This is a genomic window from Variovorax sp. EBFNA2, assembly GCF_033802765.1.
GTDB lineage: Bacteria > Pseudomonadota > Gammaproteobacteria > Burkholderiales > Burkholderiaceae_C > Variovorax > Variovorax paradoxus_H.
In genome coordinates this window covers 5,609,633-5,629,395 of record NZ_CP138496.1, presented here as the reverse complement: position 1 = coordinate 5,629,395, position 19,763 = coordinate 5,609,633, and the positions used below count along the sequence as shown (strand labels likewise).

Below are 19,763 nucleotides of genomic sequence, written 5' to 3'. Positions count from 1 at the left end.
CCCGATCGCCTCACTGAGCCGTACAAGCCCGGGTGACAATCCTTCGATGTCTGCGCTGCCCCGCGCCCCTTCCTCTGCTGCCTCCGCCGCCCTTGCGCGCGACGCCATGCCCGACGATCAGTTGATGCTGGCCTACGCCCACGGCGATGCCGCTGCCTTCGACGTGCTCTATGCGCGCCACGAAGGCGGCCTGTTCCGCTTCGTCAAGCGCCTGCTCGGCGCGCGGCTGGTGGCGCAGGCCGACGAGGTGTTCCAGGACACCTGGGTGCGGATCATCTCTGCGCGCGACAGCTTCTCGCCGCAGGGCGCCACGTGGCGCACCTGGGCCTTCACCATCGCGCACAACCTCGCGATGGACCGCCTGCGCGTGAGCGGCCGCGAAGTGACGCTCGATGGCCACGCGACCGACGACGACGGCGACGCCGTGCCTGCGCTGGACCGCGGCGTGCACGGTGCCACCGACGTGTCGGCCCATCCGTCGGCCGAAGAGCTCGCGTTCTGGCGCGCCGCCGGGCGCCGGTTGTTGGCCTGTCTTGACGAACTGCCGGCCGAGCAGCGCGCCGCATTTCTCTTGCACCATGAAGACGGCCTGACCGTCGACGCGCTCGCGGCCAAGCTGGAGATCGGCTTCGAGACGGTGCGCAGCCGCCTGCGCTACGGCCTGCAGAAGCTGCGCGACTGCATGGAACGCTACTTGTCGGTGCTGGAGCAACGGGCATGAACGAGAACAACGACGATCTGCACGACCCGCGGCTGCGTCGCGCGCTGGACCATGCGCCCGACCGCGACGCGGTGCCTGCGGCGCACACGCGCGAGGCGATCTTGAAGATGGCGCACAACCTTGCTGCTGTTTCCGCGCCGGCGGCCGGCCATGTGGCTGAAGCCGCGCCGTGGTGGCGACGCCTGTTCGGCGGCGGCAGTCCTCGCTCGCGCATGCCGTGGAATGCGGCCTTCGCGACCGTGCTCGTAGCGACCTTCGTCACTGTGCTGTGGCATCGGGAGCCGGTGCCCGAGGCAGGGCTCGATGGCGAAGCACAAGTGACCGGAGCGCCCGCGCCGGCATCGGCACCGCCTGCGCAACCGGCCGAAGCGCCAGCACCGGTGCAAGCTGCGCCTCCTGCTGCTGAGCCGGCCGCAACGGCCGACACGACACCGCCCGCCGTTCAACGCAGCGAAGTAGCGCGCGATACGAAAGAGACCTTGAAGCAGCGCGAGACGCAGGAAGCACGTGACGCATCGCGGCGGCGTGAAGCGCCTGCTGCGGCGTCGATTCAGAAAGACGAAGAACGGATGCTGGAAAAAGCGGCGCCCGTGCCCGCACCTGCACCCACCGCACCCGCCATCGCGTCGGCGCCCATGCCGGCGCCTCCCATGGCTGACGTCGGTCAGAGTCCCGCGCCTTATGCCGCTGCACCACCAGCTCCGGCCGTGGCGCCGGCCGCGCCTGCAGCGCCGATGCCGCGCGAGTCGGCGGACGCGGCCCCATCGTTCGCCGCACAAGGCGGTGTCAGCGCGAATGTCGCGGGCATGCAGCGCCGGGCTGCACCCGCGTCCGCACCGGCCGCGGCCAAGGCTGCCGCGCCACGCGCGGCCACCGAGGCCACCACAGCCGGCGTCTTCTCGGCACTGGACCGCTGGACCGCCCTCGACATCACGCGCGCCGGCACCGCCACGCGCCAGGCGCGCGGCGACACCGAAGGCCTCGCGGCGCTGGTGAACAGCGTGGCGCGCGCGGCCACCGTATCGGGCGGGGAATTGAGTTCGCCGGTCGAGGCGCGCATCGAGCTGCGGCGCGACGGCGCGTTGCTGGCCGTGCTCGAGATCGCGGGCGATCAGGTGCGGTGGACGCCGCAACCAGGCGGCCCCGCCTTCATCGGCACGCCGCCGGCACAGGCGCTCGACGCGCTGCGCATGGCGGTCTCGCGGACCCGCTGACGGCGACCGCTGCGGTCGCCGGGTCCGCTATTTAGCGGATCAGCGCCTCAGGCGTTCTTGAAGTCCGGGGCCCGCTTGTTCAGGAAAGCGTCCATGCCTTCCTTCTGGTCCTGCGTGGCGAACAGCGCGTGGAACAGGCGGCGTTCGAACATCACGCCGTCGCTCAGGCCGCTCTCGAAGGCGCGGTTGACCGATTCCTTGGCCGCCATCACGGCGATCTGCGAGTAGCCCGCGATGATCAGCGCGGCGCCCAGGGCTTCGTCGGCCAGTTTTTCGAAGGGCACCACGCGGCTCACGAGGCCCGCGCGCTCGGCTTCGGCGGCGTCCATCATGCGGGCGGTGAGCGCCATGTCCATGGCCTTGCTCTTGCCCACTGCGCGCGGCAGGCGCTGCGTGCCACCGGCGCCGGGGATCACGCCGATCTTGATTTCGGGCTGGCCGAACTTGGCGTTGTCGGCCGCAATGATGAAGTCGCACATCATCGCCAGCTCGCAGCCGCCGCCCAGCGCAAAGCCGCTCACGGCCGCGATCACCGGCTTGCGGATTGAGCGGATGGTTTCCCAGTTGCGCGTGATGTAGTCGCCCTTGTAGGTGTCGATGAAGCTGTACTTGGCCATCGCCGCGATGTCGGCGCCGGCCGCGAAGGCGCGCTCGCTGCCCGTGAGGATGATGCAGCCGATGGCGTCGTCGGCGTCGAAGGCCTTGAGCGCCTGGCCCAGCTCGGTCATCAGCGCGTCGTTGAGCGCATTGAGGGCCTTGGGGCGGTTGAGGGTGACGATGCCGACCTTGCCTGCTTCGGTGCGCACTTCGATGTTTTCGTAGCTCATGGTGTCTCTGTCTCCGGGGGAGGTGGGGGAAAAAACGCGTTCCACTATACCGAGCATGGCCGCGGGCCCGCTGGCGCGCGGGCGTTTCATTTGATAATTGTTCTCATCTAGAATGCCCGCCATGGACTTCCCGATGCAAGAACATGCCGTGTTGCTGCGGGCTTACGCTCGGGTGCAGGAGCGTTGCTCGCGCCTGCTGATCGAGCAGGCCGCCCGGGTCGAGCGGCTCGAGGCGCAGATCGTGCGGTTGCGCGGCGCACTGGTGGCGCGCGACTCGGCGATTGCCATCGTGCGCGAAGAGCTGGCGGCGCGCGCGGCCGTGGGCACTGCATTGCCCCAGCGCCTGCATGCGCTGCTGGCGCCGGGCGGCCGGCGTCACCATGCGCTGCCGCCGGGACCGGAAGTGCCGGCCGATCTGCGTGCCAAGTCGGTGCTGTGTGTCGGGCGGTCGGAAGCGGCGCAAGAAGCGCCTTCGCTGGCACGCCAGCTCGTGGAGATTGCCGGCGGCCGTTACCTGCACCACGACGGCGGCGACGATGCCGACGACCCCGCGGCGCTCGAAGCGGGCCTGCGCGCCGCCGACCTCGTGATCTGCCAGACCGGCTGCGTGAGTCACGGCGCCTACTGGCGCGTGCAGGACCACTGCCGCCGCACCGGCAAGCCCTGCGTGCTGGTGGGCGAGCCGCAGCCGATGCTGTTCGTGCGGCCGCCGCTGGCGGCGGCCGTCGATCACACCGCCTGAGAAGAAATTACGGCTTGGCTGCGAGCCAGGCCGAGACCTTGGCTGCGTCGTGCGAGAACAGCCGCCACGTGGTCGACCCCGTCGCCAACGTGAGCGGCAGGCGCAGCAGCCGGCGGTCGCGCGAGACGAGGGCCGTGCACTTGGTGCCACTGCCGAGGTACAGCGCCAGGTCGTCGAGCTTCGTGAGGCGCCAGGCCTGCGCGGGTTGCGATGCACCCTTGCCGCGACCACCCACGGCCGGCAGTTCGATGCCCAGCCATTCATCGTTCGCCGAGAAGCCGGCCTTCTCGGCGGCGCCGCCGCGCAGCACCACCTTGATTTGCACGCTGCCGCCGGTTTCGGCCACGCGCAGGCCGAGCGCCTGCGCCGGCTGCGAGGGGTCGTCGAGCGTGGCCACGCCGTGTGCGCGCAGCAAGTCGGCCAGCGGGAGTTCGTCGGTCGAATGCACCCAGCGCGCCAGCTCCGGCGCGTACGAGCGTCCGCCCACGGCTTCGAGCGCGGCCGCAATGTCGGCCTCGCTGATCGGACCGCCGTTGCTGTGCGTCCAGAGGTGGCGCATCACGTCGTCGAGCGTGCCCTTGCCTTCGTGGCGCAGCGTGAGGTCGAAGCACAGCGCCACCAGCGCACCCTTGGTGTAGTAGCTGACGGTGCTGTTGGGCGTCTGCTCGTCCTGGCGGTAGTACTTGACCCAGGCGTCGAAGCTCGCGTCGGCCACCGGCTGCACGAGCCGGCCGGGCGTCTGCAGCACCTGGTTGATGGTCTTGTTGAGCAGCCGCAGGTAGGCCGCGTCGTCGATGCGGCCGGCGCGGCGCAGCAGCAGGTCGTCGTAGTAGCTCGTGAAGCCCTCGAAGAACCACAGCAGCTGCGTGTAGTTTTCCTGGCTGTAGTCGTAACGCGCGAACTCCGCCGGGCGCATGCGCTTGACGTTCCAGGTGTGGAAGTACTCGTGGCTGATGAGGCCCATCAGCGTGGTGTAGCCCTCGGGCTGCTTCTTCTTTTCGCCGCGCTGCGGCAGGTCGCGGCGGTTGCAGATGAGCGCGGTGGAGTGGCGGTGCTCGAGCCCGCCGTAGCCGTCGTCCACCGCATTGAGCATGAACACGTAGCGGTCGATCGGCAGCTTGGGGCCGCCGCGCTTGCCGGCCTTGTCGCCGTGCCAGAAACGGATCTCGGCTTCGCAGATGGCTTGCGTGTCGGCGATGAGGCGCTCGCCGTCGAACGAGGCCGCGGCGCCTGCGATCACGAAGCGGTGCGGCACGCCGCAGGCCTCGAATTCGGCGCTCCAGAAGGCGCCCATCTCGACCGGGCTGTCGGCCAGTTCGTCGTAGCCGGCGGCGCGGTAGCTGCCGAAGCCGTGCTTGTCGGCCTTCGTCGGCACGAGCGCGGTGGCGCACGACCAGCGCGCGGCGTCTGCCGGCAGCGTGGGCGGCACGATTTCGAGCGCGTGCGGCGCCTCGGTCTGGCCCTCGACACGCAGGCAGATGCTGGTGCCGTTGAAGAAGCCGCGCGTGGCGTCGAGCCATGCGGTGCGCACCGAGTTGTCGTAGGCGCAGACCTGGTAGTGCAGCACCAGTGGCTGGCCGGGCACGCAGTCGATCTGCCAGCTGCATTTGTCGAGCTGCGTGAGCAGCGGCTTGCGGCGGCCCTGCGTGGCGCGCAGGCCCTGCAGGTTCTTGGCGAACTCGCGCACCAGATAGCTGCCCGGAATCCACACCGGCAGCGCCACGCGCTGCTGCGCGGCGGGCGCGGCGATGGTCAACGTGACAGCGAACAGGCGGGCATGAAGGTCCGCGCACTCGACGCGGCAATGCACAGCGGGCGCGGCGGTTGCAGCAGCTGCCGAGCGCCGGGAAGCAGAAGTCGTCGCCATCGGATCAGTTGGCGGCGGCGAGTTGCTTCTCGACCTGTTCGGCGGGAATGGCGCCCGGGACGCGGCTGCCGTCGGTGAAGATCAGCGTGGGCGTGCCCGTGATGTTGTACTTGCGGCCGAACTCCACGTTGCGCTCCAGCGCCGTCACGTTGCAGCTGGTGGCGGCGGCCGCGGGCTTGACGCTGTTTTCCATCCAGTCGGCCCAGGCCTTGCCCGGGTCCTTGCTGCACCAGATGTCGCGCGACTTGGCGGTCGAGTCGGCACCGAGCACGGGGTACAGGAACATGTAGACGGTCACGTTGTCGACCTTTTTCATGTCTTTCTCGAAGCGCTTGCAGTAGCCGCAGTTCGGGTCTTCGAAGACCGCGACCTTGCGCTTGCCGTTGCCGCGCACGATCTTGATGGCGTCTTTCACGGGCAGCTTGTCGAAGGCGACCGCGGTGAGCTTCTCGACGCGCTCTTCGGTGAGGTTGCGGCGCGTCTTGGCGTCGATCAGGTTGCCCTGCAGCAGGTAGTTGCCCTGTTCGTCGGTGTAGAGCAGCTGGCTGCCGCCGACGCGCACTTCGTACAGGCCCGGCACGGGCGTCTTGGTGACTTCCTCGATGGGCGGGAGCTGCGGGATGTGCGTCGGCAGGTTCTTGCGGATCTCGGCCTCGCCTGCGCCGGCGGTGGAGAGCGTGAGCAGCGCACAGGCGGCGACGAGAAGGTGGCGGACGAAGGTCATCGGGAAGGTTTCGGGAAAAAGGTGGAGGGCTGGGGGCGGCGTCAGGCGATCAGGCTTTGAGGCCCATGGCTTGCGCGGTGATCCAGTGCTTCACGAAGCGCGTGCGGTCGAAACCGCGCATGCCCCAGTTGCGCAACGCAGGAAGTGGACCCAGGTTGTGCGAGAAAAGTTGCTGCAATCCGTCGGTCGCCAGGCTCATCTGCAGCACGTCGGCGCGGCGGGCGCGTTCGTAGCGGCGCAGCAGGCGGGCATCGCCCACGCTGCGCCAGTAGTCGCGGGTGCGGATCACCTCGGCCAGCGCGGCCGCATCGGACAGGCCCAGGTTCAGGCCTTGGCCCGCCAGCGGGTGCACCGTGTGGGCGGCGTCGCCCGCGAGCACCCACGATTGGGTGGGCTGGCCGGGCATCGTGCCGGACCACCGGTCGGCGATGGCGCGCGACAGCGGCCACACGGCGCGCTCGCTCGTGAGCCGCAGCGAGCCCAGTTCGCCGTGGCTGGCCTCGCTCACGGCGGCGCTGAATTCTTCGACGCTTTGTGCGACCAGCTCGGGCACGCGCAGCTGGTCGACCGACCACACCAGCGCCAGCGTCTTGCCGTGCACGCCGCCCAGCGGCAACAGGGCGAACACTTCGCCGCGGTCGTTGAACCACTGGCGCGCGATGCCGTCGTGCGTGTGCGCGGCTTCGAGCCGTGCGGCAATGGCGTGCTGCGGATAGCGCGTGACCTCGTAGCTCACGCCCAGCGCCGCGCGCGAGGCGCTGGCCTTGCCTTCGCACACCACGGTGAGCGGTGCGGCCACGGGCTCGGTCACCACGTCGATAAGGGGCTGGAAGCGCACCGCGTCGGCCAGCTGCTGTTCGAGCGCGGGCACGTCGACGATCCAGGCCAGCGCATCGACCTTCTGGCGCGCGGCGCTGAACTGCACGCGGCCACCGTCGTCGCCGTGCACCTGCATCTCGTGCACCGGCGTGGCATGGGCCGTGTCGGGCCAGCCGCGCAGCGATTCGAGCAGCGTGCGGGACGCCACGTTGAGCGCGTACGCCCGGATGTCTTCCTTGGCCGGCGGGGCGGGCGGCACCACGAGCGCGACGCGCACGCGTTCGCGCGCCAGCAGCAGCGCCAGCGTGCGGCCGACGATGCCGGCGCCGCGAATACAAACTTCGGGGGAAAGGGCCATCGGATGATTGTAGGAGTTGCCTCCCGCACGGGCGTCGATACCCGTTCATGCGGGACAATCGCCAGCGATTTCAAAGGAACCCCACCGTGTCGCAGCCGTCCGCTTTCGATCTCCAGGCCACCATCTCGCGCCTGTTCGTGTACCCCGTCAAGTCGTGCGCGGGCGTCGAGCTCAATGAGATGCTGCTCACCGAAACCGGCCTGGAGTTCGACCGCGCCTGGATGGTGGTCGATGCGCAGGGCGAGTTCGTCACCCAGCGGCAACTGCCGCGCATGGCGCTCATTCAGCCGCAGATGAAGCACACCGAGGTCGTGCTGCGCGCGCCCGGCATGCTGGCGCTGCACTTGGCCTTCGACCGCGTCGAGCAGCCGGTGCGTGTGCGCGTGTGGAAGGACGACGTGGCGGCCTACGACATGGGCGACATCGCCGCCCAGTGGTTCAGCGACTTTCTTTCGGAGCCCGGCAAGCCGCAGACGCTGCGCCTCGTGCGCTTCGACCCCGAGCACCAGCGCCTGTCGAGCCTCAAGTGGACCGACGGCGTCGAGGCGCTGAACCAGTTCGCCGACGGCTTTCCGCTGCTGGTGGCCAGCGAAGGCTCGCTTGCCGAGCTCAACGAGCGCCTTGCGGCTGCGGGCCACGGCCCGGTCGGCATCGAGCGCTTCCGCCCGAACATCGTGCTGGCCGGCATCGAGTCGCACGACGAAGACCGGGTCGACGCGCTGCACGTCACCACCGGCGAGGGCCAAGCCGAGCTGCGCCCGGTCAAGCCCTGCACGCGCTGCCCGATTCCCGACATCAACCCCGCCACCGCGCTCAGCAGCCCCGAGGTCGGCGACATGCTGCGCACCTACCGCGCCGACGCGCGCGTGGACGGCGGCATCACCTTCGGCATGAACTGCATCGTGGTGCAGGGCGTGGAGCACCTGCTGAAGGTGGGGCAGGTGGTGGGGGCGAACTACAGGTTCGAGTAACGGGCGATCAGAACGCCACGCCCGCGACCAGGATGATGTTCGCGTAGGGCGTGCATTCGCCCGTGCGCACCACGGCCTTGGCGCGCGCGCTCACGCGCTTCAGCTCTTCGTGCGAGATGACCTGCGGCACCACGCCCAGCTGGCCTTCGCACCACGCGGGCAGCGTGCCGGCGGGCAAGGGCTCCAGCGCCTCGCGCGCGATGAGTGCGCTTTCCACCTGCATCTCCGACAGCACCGCCTTCAGCACATCGCTGATCCCCGGCACACCGCGCGCCACGGCCAAGTCGATGCGGCGCGGGCCGTCGGGAATGGGCAGGCCGGCGTCGCCGATCACCAGCATGTCGCCGTGGCCCATAGAGGCGATCACGTGGGAGAGTTCGGCGTGCAGCAGGGGAGAGCGTTTCACAGCGTGATCCAGTCGGGGGGCAGGGGGCTGCGCAGCACGGCGTCGCGCAGCGGAATGGAGGGTTGGGCGCCGGGTTGCTGGATGCACAGCGCGGCGGCGCGGATGCCCAGGCGCACGGCTTCGTCGAACGATTGGCCTTCGCCCAGTGCCACGGCGAGCGCACCCAGGAAGGTGTCGCCGGCGGCGGTGGTGTCGACGGCCTGCACCTTCGGCGCGGGATGGTGGCGTGCGCCGTCGGCGTCGACCGCGACCGCGCCGCGCGAACCCAGGGTCACGACCACGCGGGCGATGCCGCGCGCACGCAGCGACTGGCCGGCCTGCGCGGCTTCTTCGGGGCTGTCGGCGTTCTGGCCGGACAGGGTCTGCGCCTCGATCTCGTTGACCACGAGTGTGTCGATGCGAGGCCAGAGCACCTCGGCGATGGCTTGCACCGGCGAAGGGTTGAGCATCACCGCGCAGCCTGCGTCGTGCGCGGCGGCGATGGCGCGCGCCACCTGGTCCATGGGGGTTTCGAACTGCGCGACGAAAAAAGCCGCGCCCTGCAGTTGCGTGCGCAGCGCGGCGTCGTCGAGGGCGACGCGCGCGTTGGCGCCGGGGATCATCACGATGCGGTTCTGGCCGCTGTCTTCGACCAGGATCAGTGCCGTACCGGTGGGCTCGGCGGTGTCGGTGCGCAGCGCGGAAGTGTCGATGCCGTCGCGCGCGAGTGCATCGCGCAGCGCCTGGCCGTGGGCATCGTCGCCCACGCAGCCGATCATGTGCACCTGCGCGCCTTCGCGGGCGCAGCTCACGGCCTGGTTGGCGCCCTTGCCGCCGGGGATGGCGTCGATCGAACGGCCGAGCAAGGTTTCGCCCGCGGCCGGCGCGTGCGGCACGCGCAGCACGATGTCCATGTTCAGGCTGCCGAGCACGACGATGCGCGGTGGCGTGGAGGAAGAGAGAGGCTGAAGGCTCACGAGGTGCGGGACTTGGAAGATGTGGTGGTGGCGGTGGTGGCCGATGCTGCGGACGTCACGCCCGCTTCGCGAAAGCCCGCGTGGCGCGCGGTCGAGGCACGCACGCGCAGCTCGGGTTGCAGCACGACCTTGCGCGCGTCGCGGCGCTTGCCGCCCATGCGCTCCAGCAGCATGTCGACGGCCAGTGCGCCGATGCGCTCCTTGGGCTGCGCCACGGTGGTGAGCGGCGGGCTGGTGTAGGCCGACAGTTCGATGTCGTCGAAGCCCACGATGGACAGTTCGTCGGGCACTCGCACACCGCTTTCATGCGCGGCACGCAGCGCGCCGATGGCCATCAGGTCGTTGCACACGAACACGGCCGAAGGTTTTTGCTCGGTGCGCAGGATGGCGTGCATCGCCTCGTAGCCGCCCTGGCTGGTGAAGCCGCCGCGCCACAGCAGCGCGTCGGCGTTCGGTGCCGAGCCGGTTTCCGCCAGCGCCATGCGCCAGCCTTCGATGCGTTGCTCGCTCGACGTCACGCCCGTCGGCCCGCCGATGCAGGCGATGCGCTTGTGGCCCAGCGACAGCAGGTGCCGCACCGCGAGCAGGCCGCCCTGCATGTGGGCGGTTTCCACCAAGTCGCAGGCCGGATCGGCGATCTCGCGATCGACCAGCACAGTGGGAATGCGCAGGCCGCGCAGCTGGGTGGCGAGCGAGTCGTCTTCGTCGGCGCCAGTCGACACGACGATGAGCCCGTCGATGCGGCGCTCGGCCAGCACCTGCAGGTACACGCTCTGGCGCCGGGGCTCGTCGTCGGTGTTGCACAGCACCAGCGTGTAGCCGGCGCCGAAGCAGCGGTCTTCCACGATGCGCACGATCTCGGCGAAATAGGGGTTCGAGCTGTTGGGAATGAGCATGCCCAGCGTCGACGTGGTGTTGCTCTTGAGGCTGCGCGCCATCGCGTTGGGCACGTAGCCCAGCTCGCGAATCGCAATCTCGACGCGCTCGCGCACCTTGGCGCTCACGTGGCGCGTGTCGTTGACGACGTGCGACACGGTGGTGACGGAAACGCCCGCCTGGAGTGCAACGTCCTTGATGGTGGCCATGGTTGTGTGTGTTCCTTGAGGCTCAGGCGAGTCGACGGTCGGCCCGGCGCTGGCGCAGGGTGTCGATGATGACGGCCACCACGATCACCGCGCCCGTGATGATGCGCTTGCTCGGTTCGCTCGCGCCCACCTGCGCCAGGCCGGCTTCGAGCACCGCGATGATCAGCACGCCGAAGAAGGTGTTGACCACCGAGCCGCGCCCGCCCATGAGGCTGGTGCCGCCGATGACCACGGCCGCGATCACCTGCAGCTCGATGCCGACGCCGGCGTTCGGGTCGGCCGCTTCGAGGCGCGCCGACTGCATCAGGCCCGCGAGCCCGGCCAGCAGGCCGGTGACGGCGAACACGATGATGCGGATCGGCCGCGGGTCGATGCCCGCCAGGCGCATGGCTTCTTCGTTGGTGCCGATGCCCACCACATGGCGGCCGAACACGCTGCGCGTGAGCACCAGCTGCCCCACGGCCACCAGCACCACGGCAAGCACGAAGGCGGCCGAGATGCCGCCGATCCACGGCGCGGCCAGGCCCGAGATGGCGTCGCCCACGTACTGCGTGCGCGAATCGGTGACCAGGTAGGCGCCGCCGCGCACGGCTTCGAGCATGCCCAGCGAGACGATGAAGCTCGGCAGTCGCCACGCGACCGACACCGCGCCGGTCACCGTGCCGCAGATGAGGCCGGTGGCCAGGCCGAGCAGGGCGGCCAGCGGCACCGAGAGCTTCCATTCGAGGATGGCGGCGGCCGTGACGGCCGCGCTGAGTGCGAGCACCGAGCCCACCGACAGGTCGATGCCCGCGATGATCAGCACGAAGGTCATGCCCACTGCCATCACGGCCAGCGCCGGGATTTCGTTGGCGATCGAGATGAAGGTGTCGCGCGTGAGGAAGTATTCGCTCATCGAGCCGAACAGCGCAATCATGCCCAGCAGCACGACCGTCAGGCCCAGGTAGGTGCCGAGCTGACCCTTGAGTGCGGACGGCGGCTTGCTGGTGGCAGCGGAAGAAGAAGGGGAGGCGGCGTTCATGGTCGTCAGGCGTCGGCGGAAGTCGGGGCGGAAGCTGCGGAATGGGCAGAGTCCGCGGGAGAGCCGGGCACGCGGCCCGTGGCATCGCTGAAGGCGGCGGCGAGCAGCGACTGCTCGGTCCACTCGCCGCGCTCGAACACCGCGACCAGCCGGCCGGCGCTCATCACGCCGATGCGGTCGCACATGGCCATCAGTTCGCGCAGGTCGCTCGACACCATCAGCAGCGCCTTGCCGGCGTCGGTCATGCGGTCGAGTTCGGTGTACAGGTCGGCGCGTGCGCCGACGTCCACGCCGCGCGTGGGTTCGTCCAGCAGCAGCACCTTGCATTCGCGGTGCAGCCAGCGTGCGAACACCACCTTCTGCTGGTTGCCGCCGCTGAGTGTCGACACGGGCTGCTCGATGCTGCGCGAACGGATGCGCAGCAGCTCCACCAGCCGGCGTGCAATCTGGCGTTCCTTCGCGCGGCGCAGCCAACCGGCATGCGAGATCGCGCCGAGGTCGCTCAGCGTGGCGTTGACGCGGATCGGCTGCGACAGCAGCAGGCCCTGCGACTTGCGGTCTTCGGTGACGAGGCCGATGCCCGCGCGAATGGCCTGCATCGGCGAGCGCCAGCCCTTGCGCGCATGCTGAACGGGCTGCGCGGCCGGCGTGCCATCGTGCAGCACGACCTCGCCGCGGTCGGCGCGGTCGGCGCCGAACAGCAGCCGCACGAGCTCGGTGCGGCCCGAGCCGACGAGGCCGGCCAGGCCCATGATTTCGCCGGCGCGCAGTTCGAGGTCGACATCGCGCACCACCTGCGCACGGCCGATGCCGCGCGCGCTCAGCAGCACCGGGCCCGCCACGCGGCGCGCGCGCCCTTCGTGCTCGTGCACCGCGCGGCCGACCATGCGCTGCACCAGTTCGGATTCGCGCACGCCGGCCATGGCACGCACGTCGACCAGCTTGCCGTCGCGCAGCACGGCCACGCGATCGGCGATGCGCTGCAGTTCTTCGAGGCGGTGCGACACGTAGACGATCGCTACGCCGCGCAGCTTCAGCAGCTCGATCTGCTCGAACAGGTGCGCGGTTTCGCGCGGCGTGAGCATGGCGGTGGGCTCGTCGAGCACCAGCACGCGCGTGTCGTCCTGCAGGTTGCGCGCAATTTCCACCATCTGCTGCTGGCCGATGCCCAGCCGCGCCACCGGCGTGGCCGGGTCGATGCCGTCCAGGCCGATCTTCGCGAGCTGGCGTTCGGCCAGTTCGTGCAGCGTGGCGCGGCGGATCCAGCCGCTCTTGTGCGGCAGGCGGTCGAGCAGCAGGTTCTCGGCCACCGACAGCGTGGTGACGAGGCCGAGTTCCTGCATGACCATGCGCACGCCCAGCCGCTCGGCGTCGCGGCGCGAGGCCGGCGCGAAGGGCTGGCCATCGAGCCGCATGCCGCCACGCGTGGGCTGCACCAGCCCGCAGACGATCTTCGACAGCGTGCTCTTGCCCGCGCCGTTCTCGCCCGTGAGCGCGAGCACTTCGCCCGCGCGCAGCTCGAGCGAAACGTCGTCGAGCACCGGCGCCGCGTAGTCCTTGCCGACCGTGCTCAGGGAGAGCACGGCGGTGGGTAAGGGGGGATTCATAGCGGCGTCGAGTGCGGCAGTCACAACGAGGTCTTCTTCTTTTTAGGGGGAACGAAGTGGCTTACTTGGAAGACTTGGTGACGAGGATCACGTCGGTCTTCACTTCGGCCGGCATTTCCGATTGCTTCTTCTTGTCGGCGATGGCCTTCAGCGCGGTCTCGATGCCGAACACGGCCTGCTTGGCGGCGAACTGGTCGGCGGTGGCGAGCACGCGGCCGTCTTTCAGCATCGGCTTGATGGCGCCGATGTTGTCGTAGCCCACCACCAGCACCTTGCCGGTCTTGCCTGCGGCCTTGACGGCGGCGACGGCGCCCAGCGCCATGCTGTCGTTGCCGGCCAGCAGGGCCTTCAGGTCGGGGTGCTCGCGCATCATGCCGGCGGCCACGGTGTTGCCCTTGTCGATTTCCCACTGGCCCGATTGCACGCCGACCACGGTCACGCCCGCGGCCTTCATGGCGTCCTGGTAGCCCAGCGTGCGCTGCTGCGCATTGAAGGTGGTCGACACGCCTTCGATGATGCCGACCTTGTCGCCCGACTTCAGTTCCTTGGCGAGCGCGTCGCCCACCAGCTTGGCGCCGGCGCGGTTGTCGGGGCCGACGAAGGGCACCAGGATGCCCTTCTCCTTCAGTGCGGCGCCGTCGAGCTGGTTGTCGATGTTCACGACCAGGATGCCCTTGTCGATGGCCGCCTTGATCACCGGTACCAGCGCCTTCGAATCGGCCGGTGCGATGACCAGCGCGTTGATCTTCTGCGCCACCATCTGCTCGACCATCTTGATCTGGGCGGCGGTGTCGGTTTCGTCCTTGATGCCGTTGGCCACCAGCGTGTACTGCGCGGCATTGGCCTTCTGGTGCGCCTTGGCGCCGTCTTCCATGGTGCGGAAGAACTCGTTGGCCAGCGACTTCATGACCAGCGCGACCTTCGGCTTGTCCTGCGCAAAGGCGGGCGTTCCGGCGATGGCGCCCAGCAAGGTCAATGCGGCAGCGCTTTGCAGGGTACGGCGGGTGAACTTCATGGTGAATGTCTCCTGAAATGAGGGGTCAGAGCGGAACGCCGGTCTGTGCCGGGGACCCGATATTAATCGAGGGAAACGTTTGCGCAAACGTTTGCTAGTCGGGTCTAACCCTGAGCTTTCCGGGCCGAAACGCCTCTGCCAGAGAGCTTTCGCGTGCTTCTGAACGTCTGGGAAAAGGTGCGCGGCAGCGGCCGGAAGCGGGCCCAAGCCGGGGGAGAACCCGGTCAGCCTAAAATCGGGGGTTACCCAAGAGGACCTCCCATGAGTTTGCAATGCGGCATCGTCGGCCTGCCCAACGTCGGTAAATCCACCCTTTTCAATGCGTTGACCAAGGCCGGCATCGCAGCGGAAAACTATCCGTTCTGCACCATCGAGCCCAACGTGGGCGTGGTGGAAGTGCCCGATCCGCGGCTCGACCAGCTCAGCGGGATCGTCAAGCCCGAGCGCGTGGTGCCCGCCATCGTCGAGTTCGTCGACATCGCCGGCTTGGTGGCCGGTGCCAGCACCGGTGAAGGCCTGGGCAACAAGTTCCTGGCGCACATCCGCGAGACCGACGCCACCGTCAATGTGGTGCGCTGCTTCGACGACGAGAACGTGATCCACGTGGCCGGCAAGGTCGACCCGATCTCCGACATCGAAGTGATCCAGACCGAACTCTGCCTGGCCGATCTGGCCACGGTCGAGAAGGCGTTGCACCGCCACACCAAGGTCGCCCGCTCGGGCGACAAGGACGCGCAGAAGCTCGTCGGCCTGCTCGAACGCTGCCAGGCTGCGCTGAACGAGAACACGCCGGTGCGCGCGCTCGAGTTCACGAAGGAAGAAGTGCCGCTGGTGAAGAGCTTCACGCTCATCACCGCCAAGCCCGCGATGTTCGTGGGCAACGTGGCCGAAGACGGCTTCGAGAACAACCCGTACCTTGATCGCCTGCGCGAATACGCCGCCAAGCAGGGCGCGCCCGTGGTCGCCATCTGCGCCAAGATCGAAGCCGACCTGTCCGAGATGGACGAGGAAGACAAGAAGATGTTCCTCGCCGAAATCGGCCAGGAAGAGCCGGGCCTGAACCGCCTGATCCGTGCGGCCTACAAGTTGCTGGGCCTGCAGACCTACTTCACCGCCGGTGTGAAGGAAGTGCGCGCCTGGACCATCCACATCGGCGACACCGGCCCGCAAGCCGCCGGCGTGATCCACGGTGACTTCGAAAAGGGCTACATCCGCGCCCAGACCATCGCGTTCGACGACTACATCGCCTTCAAGGGCGAGCAGGGCGCGAAGGACGCGGGGAAGATGCGTTCGGAAGGCAAGGAATACGTCGTGAAGGATGGCGACGTGATGAACTTCCTGTTCAGCTCCTGATTTCGCTCGCCCCTTGCGGGGGCAACACCTGAGGCCCGGCGAAGCCGGTTCCTCGGTGTTTCACGAAAAGCGCCATGACTCGCGACCAACTCAGCCAAGCGAAAGACAGGGACTTACCGGCTTCGCTGATTGCGATGCGGCGCGCCGCACAGATGGCACGCGAGCTTGCCGTGCGCACCAACACCGGCATCGTTGTGCAGCGCGATCAGAAGCTGGTCCGCATCACGGCGGAAGAACTCCGGAAGGCCGGCGTCAAGTAAGCCCCGGCTACTTCGCGATCTGCTGCTTGCCCCACACCACGGTGTCATCCACAGCATAGGCTGCGCACGTCACCTTGCGTTCGGTGCAGCCTTTGAGGTGCTCGGTCAGCGCGGCCGAACTGGTGGCGGTGCCGAACTTCTGGTCGTCGGTGATCAGGAAGATGCGGGGCCGCGCCTGCAGCAGGAACTGGCGGTAGGCATTGCGCACCGGTGTCGGGTCGGCGCCGATGGGCGGCAGGGCCTGCAGGTCCGACAGATCGGCATGGCCGGAAGGCGCGGGTTCGCCATTGGGTCCGAACACCACGCCGGTGCTCTTCAGCAGATCGCGCCATGTCGCCAGCTCCGTGGTCACGCGCCGCGGCAGCTCCATCACCCACTGCGCCGGATAGGCAAAGCCGAGGTTCGCACCGCCGGGCGCCACGCTGTCGGTCACGCCGACGAGCCGGCCCTCGGTGTCGAACAACCCGCCGCCGCTCGAGCCTGAAGACACCGGCGCCGACGTTTGCACGATCGGCAGTTGCCCGGTTGCGCGTGGACGCAGTGCGGAGATCAGGCCTTCGCTCAGTGTGCGTTCGAGGCCATGCGGGCTGCCGATGGCGAACACGCGCTGGCCGACGCGCAACTCGCCGGAGGGCACGATCTGCACGGCGGGCAGCTGCAGCGGCGTTTCAGTGGTGAGCACGCACAGGTCGCGCGACGGATCGGGGTCGCGCACGATGCGGGCGATGCGCAACGTGGTCGGGCCCTGCGTCACGGTGACGGAGAAGGCGCCGTCGACCACGTGGCAGGCCGTGGCCAGCGCGCCCGAGGTCACGGCCACCGCGCTGCCGATGACGGTCTGGTTATTGCCGCGCTCGCCCTTCACGGTCCAGACCGAGGGCGAGACCTTGCGGAACACCTCCTCGGGCGTGAGCGCCCAGGCATGGCAGGCCGCGAGGCCGAGCCAGAGTCCGATGAGCGAGGTGCGGCGGCGGTGCGTGAAGTGTTGGAGCATTTCGGCCAGTGTAGGAAGCAGGTCCACGGTTTGCCGTAGGCGGTGGCGCTGTCGCACCGGGCGCCTGAAAGCCGCCTGGGTTGTGGTTAGACTGCGCGCCCGCTGCATCCTCTGCCGGAAGGCCTTCATTCGCCATGCTCACTGTCCATCACCTGAACAACTCGCGCTCGCAACGTGTGCTCTGGCTGCTCGAAGAACTCGAGCTGCCCTACGAGATCGTCCACTACCAGCGCGACCCCAAGACCATGTTGGCGCCCGCTTCGCTGAAGGCTGTGCACCCGCTGGGCAAGTCGCCCGTGGTGACGACCGACGACGGCGCGACATTGGCGGAATCGGGCGCGATCATCGAGTCGCTCATCGAACGCTACGGCCAGGGCCGGCTTGCACCCGCGGCGGGTTCGCCCGAAGCGCTGCGCTACCGCTACTGGCTGCACTTCGCCGAAGGCACGGCGATGTCGCCGCTGCTGCTCAAGCTGGTGTTCGACCGCATCGAGACGAGCAAGATGCCCTTCTTCGCGAAGCCGATCGCCAAGGCCATCGCAAGCAAGGCGAAGTCGGCCTTCATTCATCCGAACATCACGGGCCATCTGAATTTCATGGAGGCCGAACTCGGCCGGAGCGAGTGGTTCGCAGGCAATGAATTCACGGGCGCCGATATCCAGATGAGTTTCGTGGTCGAAGCCTCGCAGGCGCGCGGCGGCCTCGATGCGAAGCGGCCGAAGCTCATGGCCTACCTGGAGCGCATTCATGCGCGCCCGGCCTACCAGCGCGCACTGCAGCGCGGTGGCCCCTACGAACTGCTGAGCTGAGTTTGTTCGAACGCGCGCTTCATGACGGGAAGGCGTAAAGCAGCGCGTAGGTCATCGTCACGTAGCGCAGGAACTTGCCGATCGCCATGTAGCCGACGCAAGGCCAGAACGGCAGCTTGAGCCAGCCTGCGACCGCGCACAGCGGGTCGCCCACGATCGGCAGCCAGCTCAGCAGGCAGGCCTTCGGGCCCAGCCGTTCGAGCCAGCCGAGCACGCGCACATGGTGTTTCGAGTGCGAGTATTTGTCGGCCACCTTGTGCGCGCCGTAGCCGATCCACCAGTCGACCGCGCCGCCAAGCGTGTTGCCCACGGTGGCCACGGCAATGGCCTGCCAGAACATCTCGGGGTTGAGTTTCAGCAGGCCGAACAGGATCGGTTCGGAACCGACCGGCAGCAACGTGGCCGACACGAAGGCCGCGATGAACAGCGTCGAAAGTCCGTACTGGGGGAGCGCAAGGAGCGCCAGGAGTGCGTCGAGCCAGGCTTGCATATGGTCGGCGAAGTATAGGCAGCGCTCACGTCGCCGCCGCGTGGGAGAAGGCCCCGCGAACTACTGGTGTTTACGCCTGTGTCGCAGGTGCAAATAGGCGTAAATCGTTTCAGTCGCTGAAATGCCAGGTGGCTACAATCGTGCCTCATTTTTCAGCAGCCGGCCCGCACAGCACCCCTTTCCATGACCTTGCAGATCGGCACCCACACGCTGGAAAACCGGCTGTTCGTCGCGCCCATGGCCGGCGTGACGGACCGGCCCTTCCGCATGCTGTGCCGCGAACTCGGTGCGGGCTATGCGGTCAGCGAGATGGTCACCTCGCGCAAGGAACTCTGGAGCACGCTGAAGACCTCGCGGCGCGCCAACCACGACGGCGAGCCGGGCCCCATTGCGGTGCAGATTGCCGGCACCGACGCGGCCATGATGGCCGAGGCCGCGGTCTACAACATCGAACGCGGCGCGCAGATCATCGACATCAACATGGGCTGCCCGGCCAAGAAGGTCTGCAATAAGTGGGCCGGCTCGGCGCTGATGCGCGACGAGCCGCTGGCGCTGGAAATCGTGCAGGCCGTGGTCGATGCGGCGCAACCCTTCAACGTGCCGGTCACGCTCAAGATGCGCACCGGCTGGAGCGAAGACAACCGCAATGCGGTGAAGCTCGCACGCGACTTCGAATCGGCCGGCGTGCAGATGCTGACCGTGCACGGCCGCACGCGCGAACAAGGCTACAAGGGCCACGCCGAGTACGACACCATCGCTGCCGTGAAGGCCGCGGTGCGCGTGCCGGTGGTGGCCAACGGCGACATCCGCTCGCCCGAGAAGGCACGCGACGTGCTCGCGGCCACGGGCGCCGACGCTGTGATGATCGGCCGCGCCGCGCAGGGCCGGCCGTGGATCTTCCGCGAGATCACGCACTTCCTGGACACCGGCACGCACCTTGCACCGCCGCTGGTGGCCGAGGTGCGCCGGCTGTTGCTCGATCACCTCGTGGAGCACTACGCGCTGTACGGCGAGTTCAGCGGCGTGCGCACGGCGCGCAAGCACATCGGCTGGTATGTGCGTGCGCTGCCCGACGGCGAGGCGTTCCGCGCACGGATGAACGCCATCGAAGACTGCGCCGGACAGCTGCGCGCGGTCGACGACTATTTCCAGGGGCTTGCGGACCGCATGGACCGCATGCCCGCTCCGACGACAGACGAGGAGCCGTCGGGGGAAGAGAAGACGGCCTGCGCCGTCGATTGAGAGAAGAAGAGAAAAAGAGAAGAAGCAAGCAATGAGCAAGAAACACATCGAGGACTGCGTTCGCAGCAGTCTGGACAGCTACTTTCGCGATCTGCGGGGCACCGAACCCGACGGCATGTACGAGATGCTCGTGCGCGTGGTCGAGAAACCCCTGCTCGACGTCGTCATGACGCGCGCCGAAGGCAACCAGTCCCGGGCCGCCCAATGGCTGGGCCTGAATCGCAACACGCTCCGCAAGAAATTGGTCGAGCACAAACTTTTGAAATAACCCGACGGCACATC

General features: G+C 68.3%; 21 protein-coding genes. 9 read left to right on the top strand and 12 right to left on the bottom strand.

Translation table 11 applies throughout. The features are described from left to right. The first annotated feature begins 46 nt into the window (after positions 1–46). Both RZE79_RS26470 and RZE79_RS26465 read left to right on the top strand, forming a co-directional pair. Complete coding sequence (locus RZE79_RS26470; protein ID WP_319357510.1) at positions 47–721, top strand: sigma-70 family RNA polymerase sigma factor; 675 nt, start codon at positions 47–49, stop codon at positions 719–721. Continuing rightward, positions 718–1,935, top strand: coding sequence for a hypothetical protein (locus RZE79_RS26465; RefSeq protein WP_319357509.1), 1,218 nt, complete (start codon positions 718–720; stop codon positions 1,933–1,935). The genes RZE79_RS26470 and RZE79_RS26465 overlap by 4 nt, the downstream gene beginning before the upstream one ends. A gap of 47 nt (positions 1,936–1,982) precedes the next feature. Here RZE79_RS26465 and RZE79_RS26460 read toward each other — a convergent pair whose 3' ends face one another. Further along, positions 1,983–2,762 carry an enoyl-CoA hydratase gene (locus RZE79_RS26460; protein ID WP_099792965.1) on the bottom strand — a complete coding sequence of 260 codons (780 nt, stop codon included), beginning with the start codon at positions 2,760–2,762 and terminating at the stop codon, positions 1,983–1,985. Positions 2,763–2,895: 133 nt separating this feature from the next. Between RZE79_RS26460 and RZE79_RS26455 the strand changes: the two genes are divergently transcribed. After that, complete coding sequence (locus RZE79_RS26455; RefSeq protein WP_319357508.1) at positions 2,896–3,504, top strand: DUF2325 domain-containing protein; 609 nt, start codon at positions 2,896–2,898, stop codon at positions 3,502–3,504. A 7-nt stretch (positions 3,505–3,511) separates the two neighbouring features. On the opposite strand, the gene RZE79_RS26450 is transcribed toward RZE79_RS26455, so the two are convergent. Genes RZE79_RS26450 through RZE79_RS26440 form a run of 3 tightly spaced genes read right to left on the bottom strand, consistent with a single transcriptional unit; the run spans position 3,512 to position 7,272 of the window. Next, on the bottom strand, positions 3,512–5,371 hold the full coding sequence (locus RZE79_RS26450; protein WP_319357507.1) for a peptidase M61: 1,860 nt from the start codon (positions 5,369–5,371) through the stop codon (positions 3,512–3,514). A 4-nt stretch (positions 5,372–5,375) separates the two neighbouring features. After that, a complete protein-coding gene (locus RZE79_RS26445) occupies positions 5,376–6,095 on the bottom strand; it encodes a DsbC family protein (RefSeq protein WP_319357506.1) in 720 nt (239 codons plus the stop codon). Positions 6,096–6,144: 49 nt separating this feature from the next. Then, positions 6,145–7,272: an FAD-dependent monooxygenase gene (locus RZE79_RS26440; protein WP_319357505.1), complete on the bottom strand. Its 1,128-nt coding sequence runs from the start codon at positions 7,270–7,272 to the stop codon at positions 6,145–6,147. Between the two features lie 86 nt (positions 7,273–7,358). Between RZE79_RS26440 and RZE79_RS26435 the strand changes: the two genes are divergently transcribed. Beyond that, the gene (locus tag RZE79_RS26435) at positions 7,359–8,243 is read left to right on the top strand and encodes an MOSC N-terminal beta barrel domain-containing protein (RefSeq protein ID WP_319357504.1); all 885 of its coding nucleotides are present in this window, start codon (positions 7,359–7,361) and stop codon (positions 8,241–8,243) included. 7 nt (positions 8,244–8,250) lie between these two features. Here the strand turns inward: RZE79_RS26435 and rbsD are convergent, their stop codons facing one another. The 6 genes from rbsD to RZE79_RS26405 all read right to left on the bottom strand — a co-directional run bounded on the left by rbsD (position 8,251) and on the right by RZE79_RS26405 (position 14,333). Continuing rightward, positions 8,251–8,649, bottom strand: a complete 399-nt coding sequence (gene rbsD / locus RZE79_RS26430) for a D-ribose pyranase (protein ID WP_070062770.1) — start codon at positions 8,647–8,649, stop codon at positions 8,251–8,253. Beyond that, positions 8,646–9,605 carry a ribokinase gene (rbsK, locus tag RZE79_RS26425; RefSeq protein ID WP_319357503.1) on the bottom strand — a complete coding sequence of 320 codons (960 nt, stop codon included), beginning with the start codon at positions 9,603–9,605 and terminating at the stop codon, positions 8,646–8,648. Before rbsK ends, rbsD begins: the two co-directional genes overlap by 4 nt. After that, on the bottom strand, positions 9,602–10,690 hold the full coding sequence (locus RZE79_RS26420; RefSeq protein WP_319357502.1) for a LacI family DNA-binding transcriptional regulator: 1,089 nt from the start codon (positions 10,688–10,690) through the stop codon (positions 9,602–9,604). Before RZE79_RS26420 ends, rbsK begins: the two co-directional genes overlap by 4 nt. A 22-nt stretch (positions 10,691–10,712) precedes the next feature. Next, complete coding sequence (locus tag RZE79_RS26415) at positions 10,713–11,711, bottom strand: ABC transporter permease (protein WP_319357501.1); 999 nt, start codon at positions 11,709–11,711, stop codon at positions 10,713–10,715. A gap of 5 nt (positions 11,712–11,716) precedes the next feature. Continuing rightward, entirely contained in the window at positions 11,717–13,318 is a 1,602-nt protein-coding gene (locus RZE79_RS26410; protein ID WP_319357500.1) for a sugar ABC transporter ATP-binding protein, read from the bottom strand. Between the two features lie 61 nt (positions 13,319–13,379). Continuing rightward, positions 13,380–14,333: a sugar ABC transporter substrate-binding protein gene (locus RZE79_RS26405; RefSeq protein ID WP_319357499.1), complete on the bottom strand. Its 954-nt coding sequence runs from the start codon at positions 14,331–14,333 to the stop codon at positions 13,380–13,382. Positions 14,334–14,594: 261 nt separating this feature from the next. Between RZE79_RS26405 and ychF the strand changes: the two genes are divergently transcribed. Together ychF and RZE79_RS26395 are read left to right on the top strand one after the other, a co-directional pair. Continuing rightward, positions 14,595–15,686, top strand: coding sequence for a redox-regulated ATPase YchF (ychF, locus tag RZE79_RS26400; protein WP_319357498.1), 1,092 nt, complete (start codon positions 14,595–14,597; stop codon positions 15,684–15,686). 74 nt (positions 15,687–15,760) lie between these two features. Beyond that, positions 15,761–15,946, top strand: coding sequence for a hypothetical protein (locus RZE79_RS26395; protein ID WP_319357497.1), 186 nt, complete (start codon positions 15,761–15,763; stop codon positions 15,944–15,946). 7 nt (positions 15,947–15,953) lie between these two features. On the opposite strand, the gene RZE79_RS26390 is transcribed toward RZE79_RS26395, so the two are convergent. Beyond that, positions 15,954–16,940: a trypsin-like peptidase domain-containing protein gene (locus RZE79_RS26390; RefSeq protein WP_319357496.1), complete on the bottom strand. Its 987-nt coding sequence runs from the start codon at positions 16,938–16,940 to the stop codon at positions 15,954–15,956. 134 nt (positions 16,941–17,074) lie between these two features. Between RZE79_RS26390 and RZE79_RS26385 the strand changes: the two genes are divergently transcribed. Then, positions 17,075–17,749 (top strand): glutathione S-transferase, encoded by a 675-nt coding sequence (locus RZE79_RS26385; protein ID WP_319357495.1) that lies wholly within the window; start codon positions 17,075–17,077, stop codon positions 17,747–17,749. A 19-nt stretch (positions 17,750–17,768) separates the two neighbouring features. Here the strand turns inward: RZE79_RS26385 and RZE79_RS26380 are convergent, their stop codons facing one another. After that, a complete protein-coding gene (locus tag RZE79_RS26380; RefSeq protein WP_153282058.1) occupies positions 17,769–18,239 on the bottom strand; it encodes a YqaA family protein in 471 nt (156 codons plus the stop codon). A gap of 183 nt (positions 18,240–18,422) precedes the next feature. On the opposite strand from RZE79_RS26380, the gene dusB reads away from it, so the two are divergent. Together dusB and RZE79_RS26370 are read left to right on the top strand one after the other, a co-directional pair. Then, positions 18,423–19,481: a tRNA dihydrouridine synthase DusB gene (gene dusB / locus RZE79_RS26375; protein ID WP_319357494.1), complete on the top strand. Its 1,059-nt coding sequence runs from the start codon at positions 18,423–18,425 to the stop codon at positions 19,479–19,481. A 31-nt stretch (positions 19,482–19,512) separates the two neighbouring features. After that, positions 19,513–19,749 (top strand): Fis family transcriptional regulator, encoded by a 237-nt coding sequence (locus tag RZE79_RS26370; RefSeq protein WP_056577757.1) that lies wholly within the window; start codon positions 19,513–19,515, stop codon positions 19,747–19,749. The last annotated feature ends 14 nt before the right edge of the window (positions 19,750–19,763 follow it).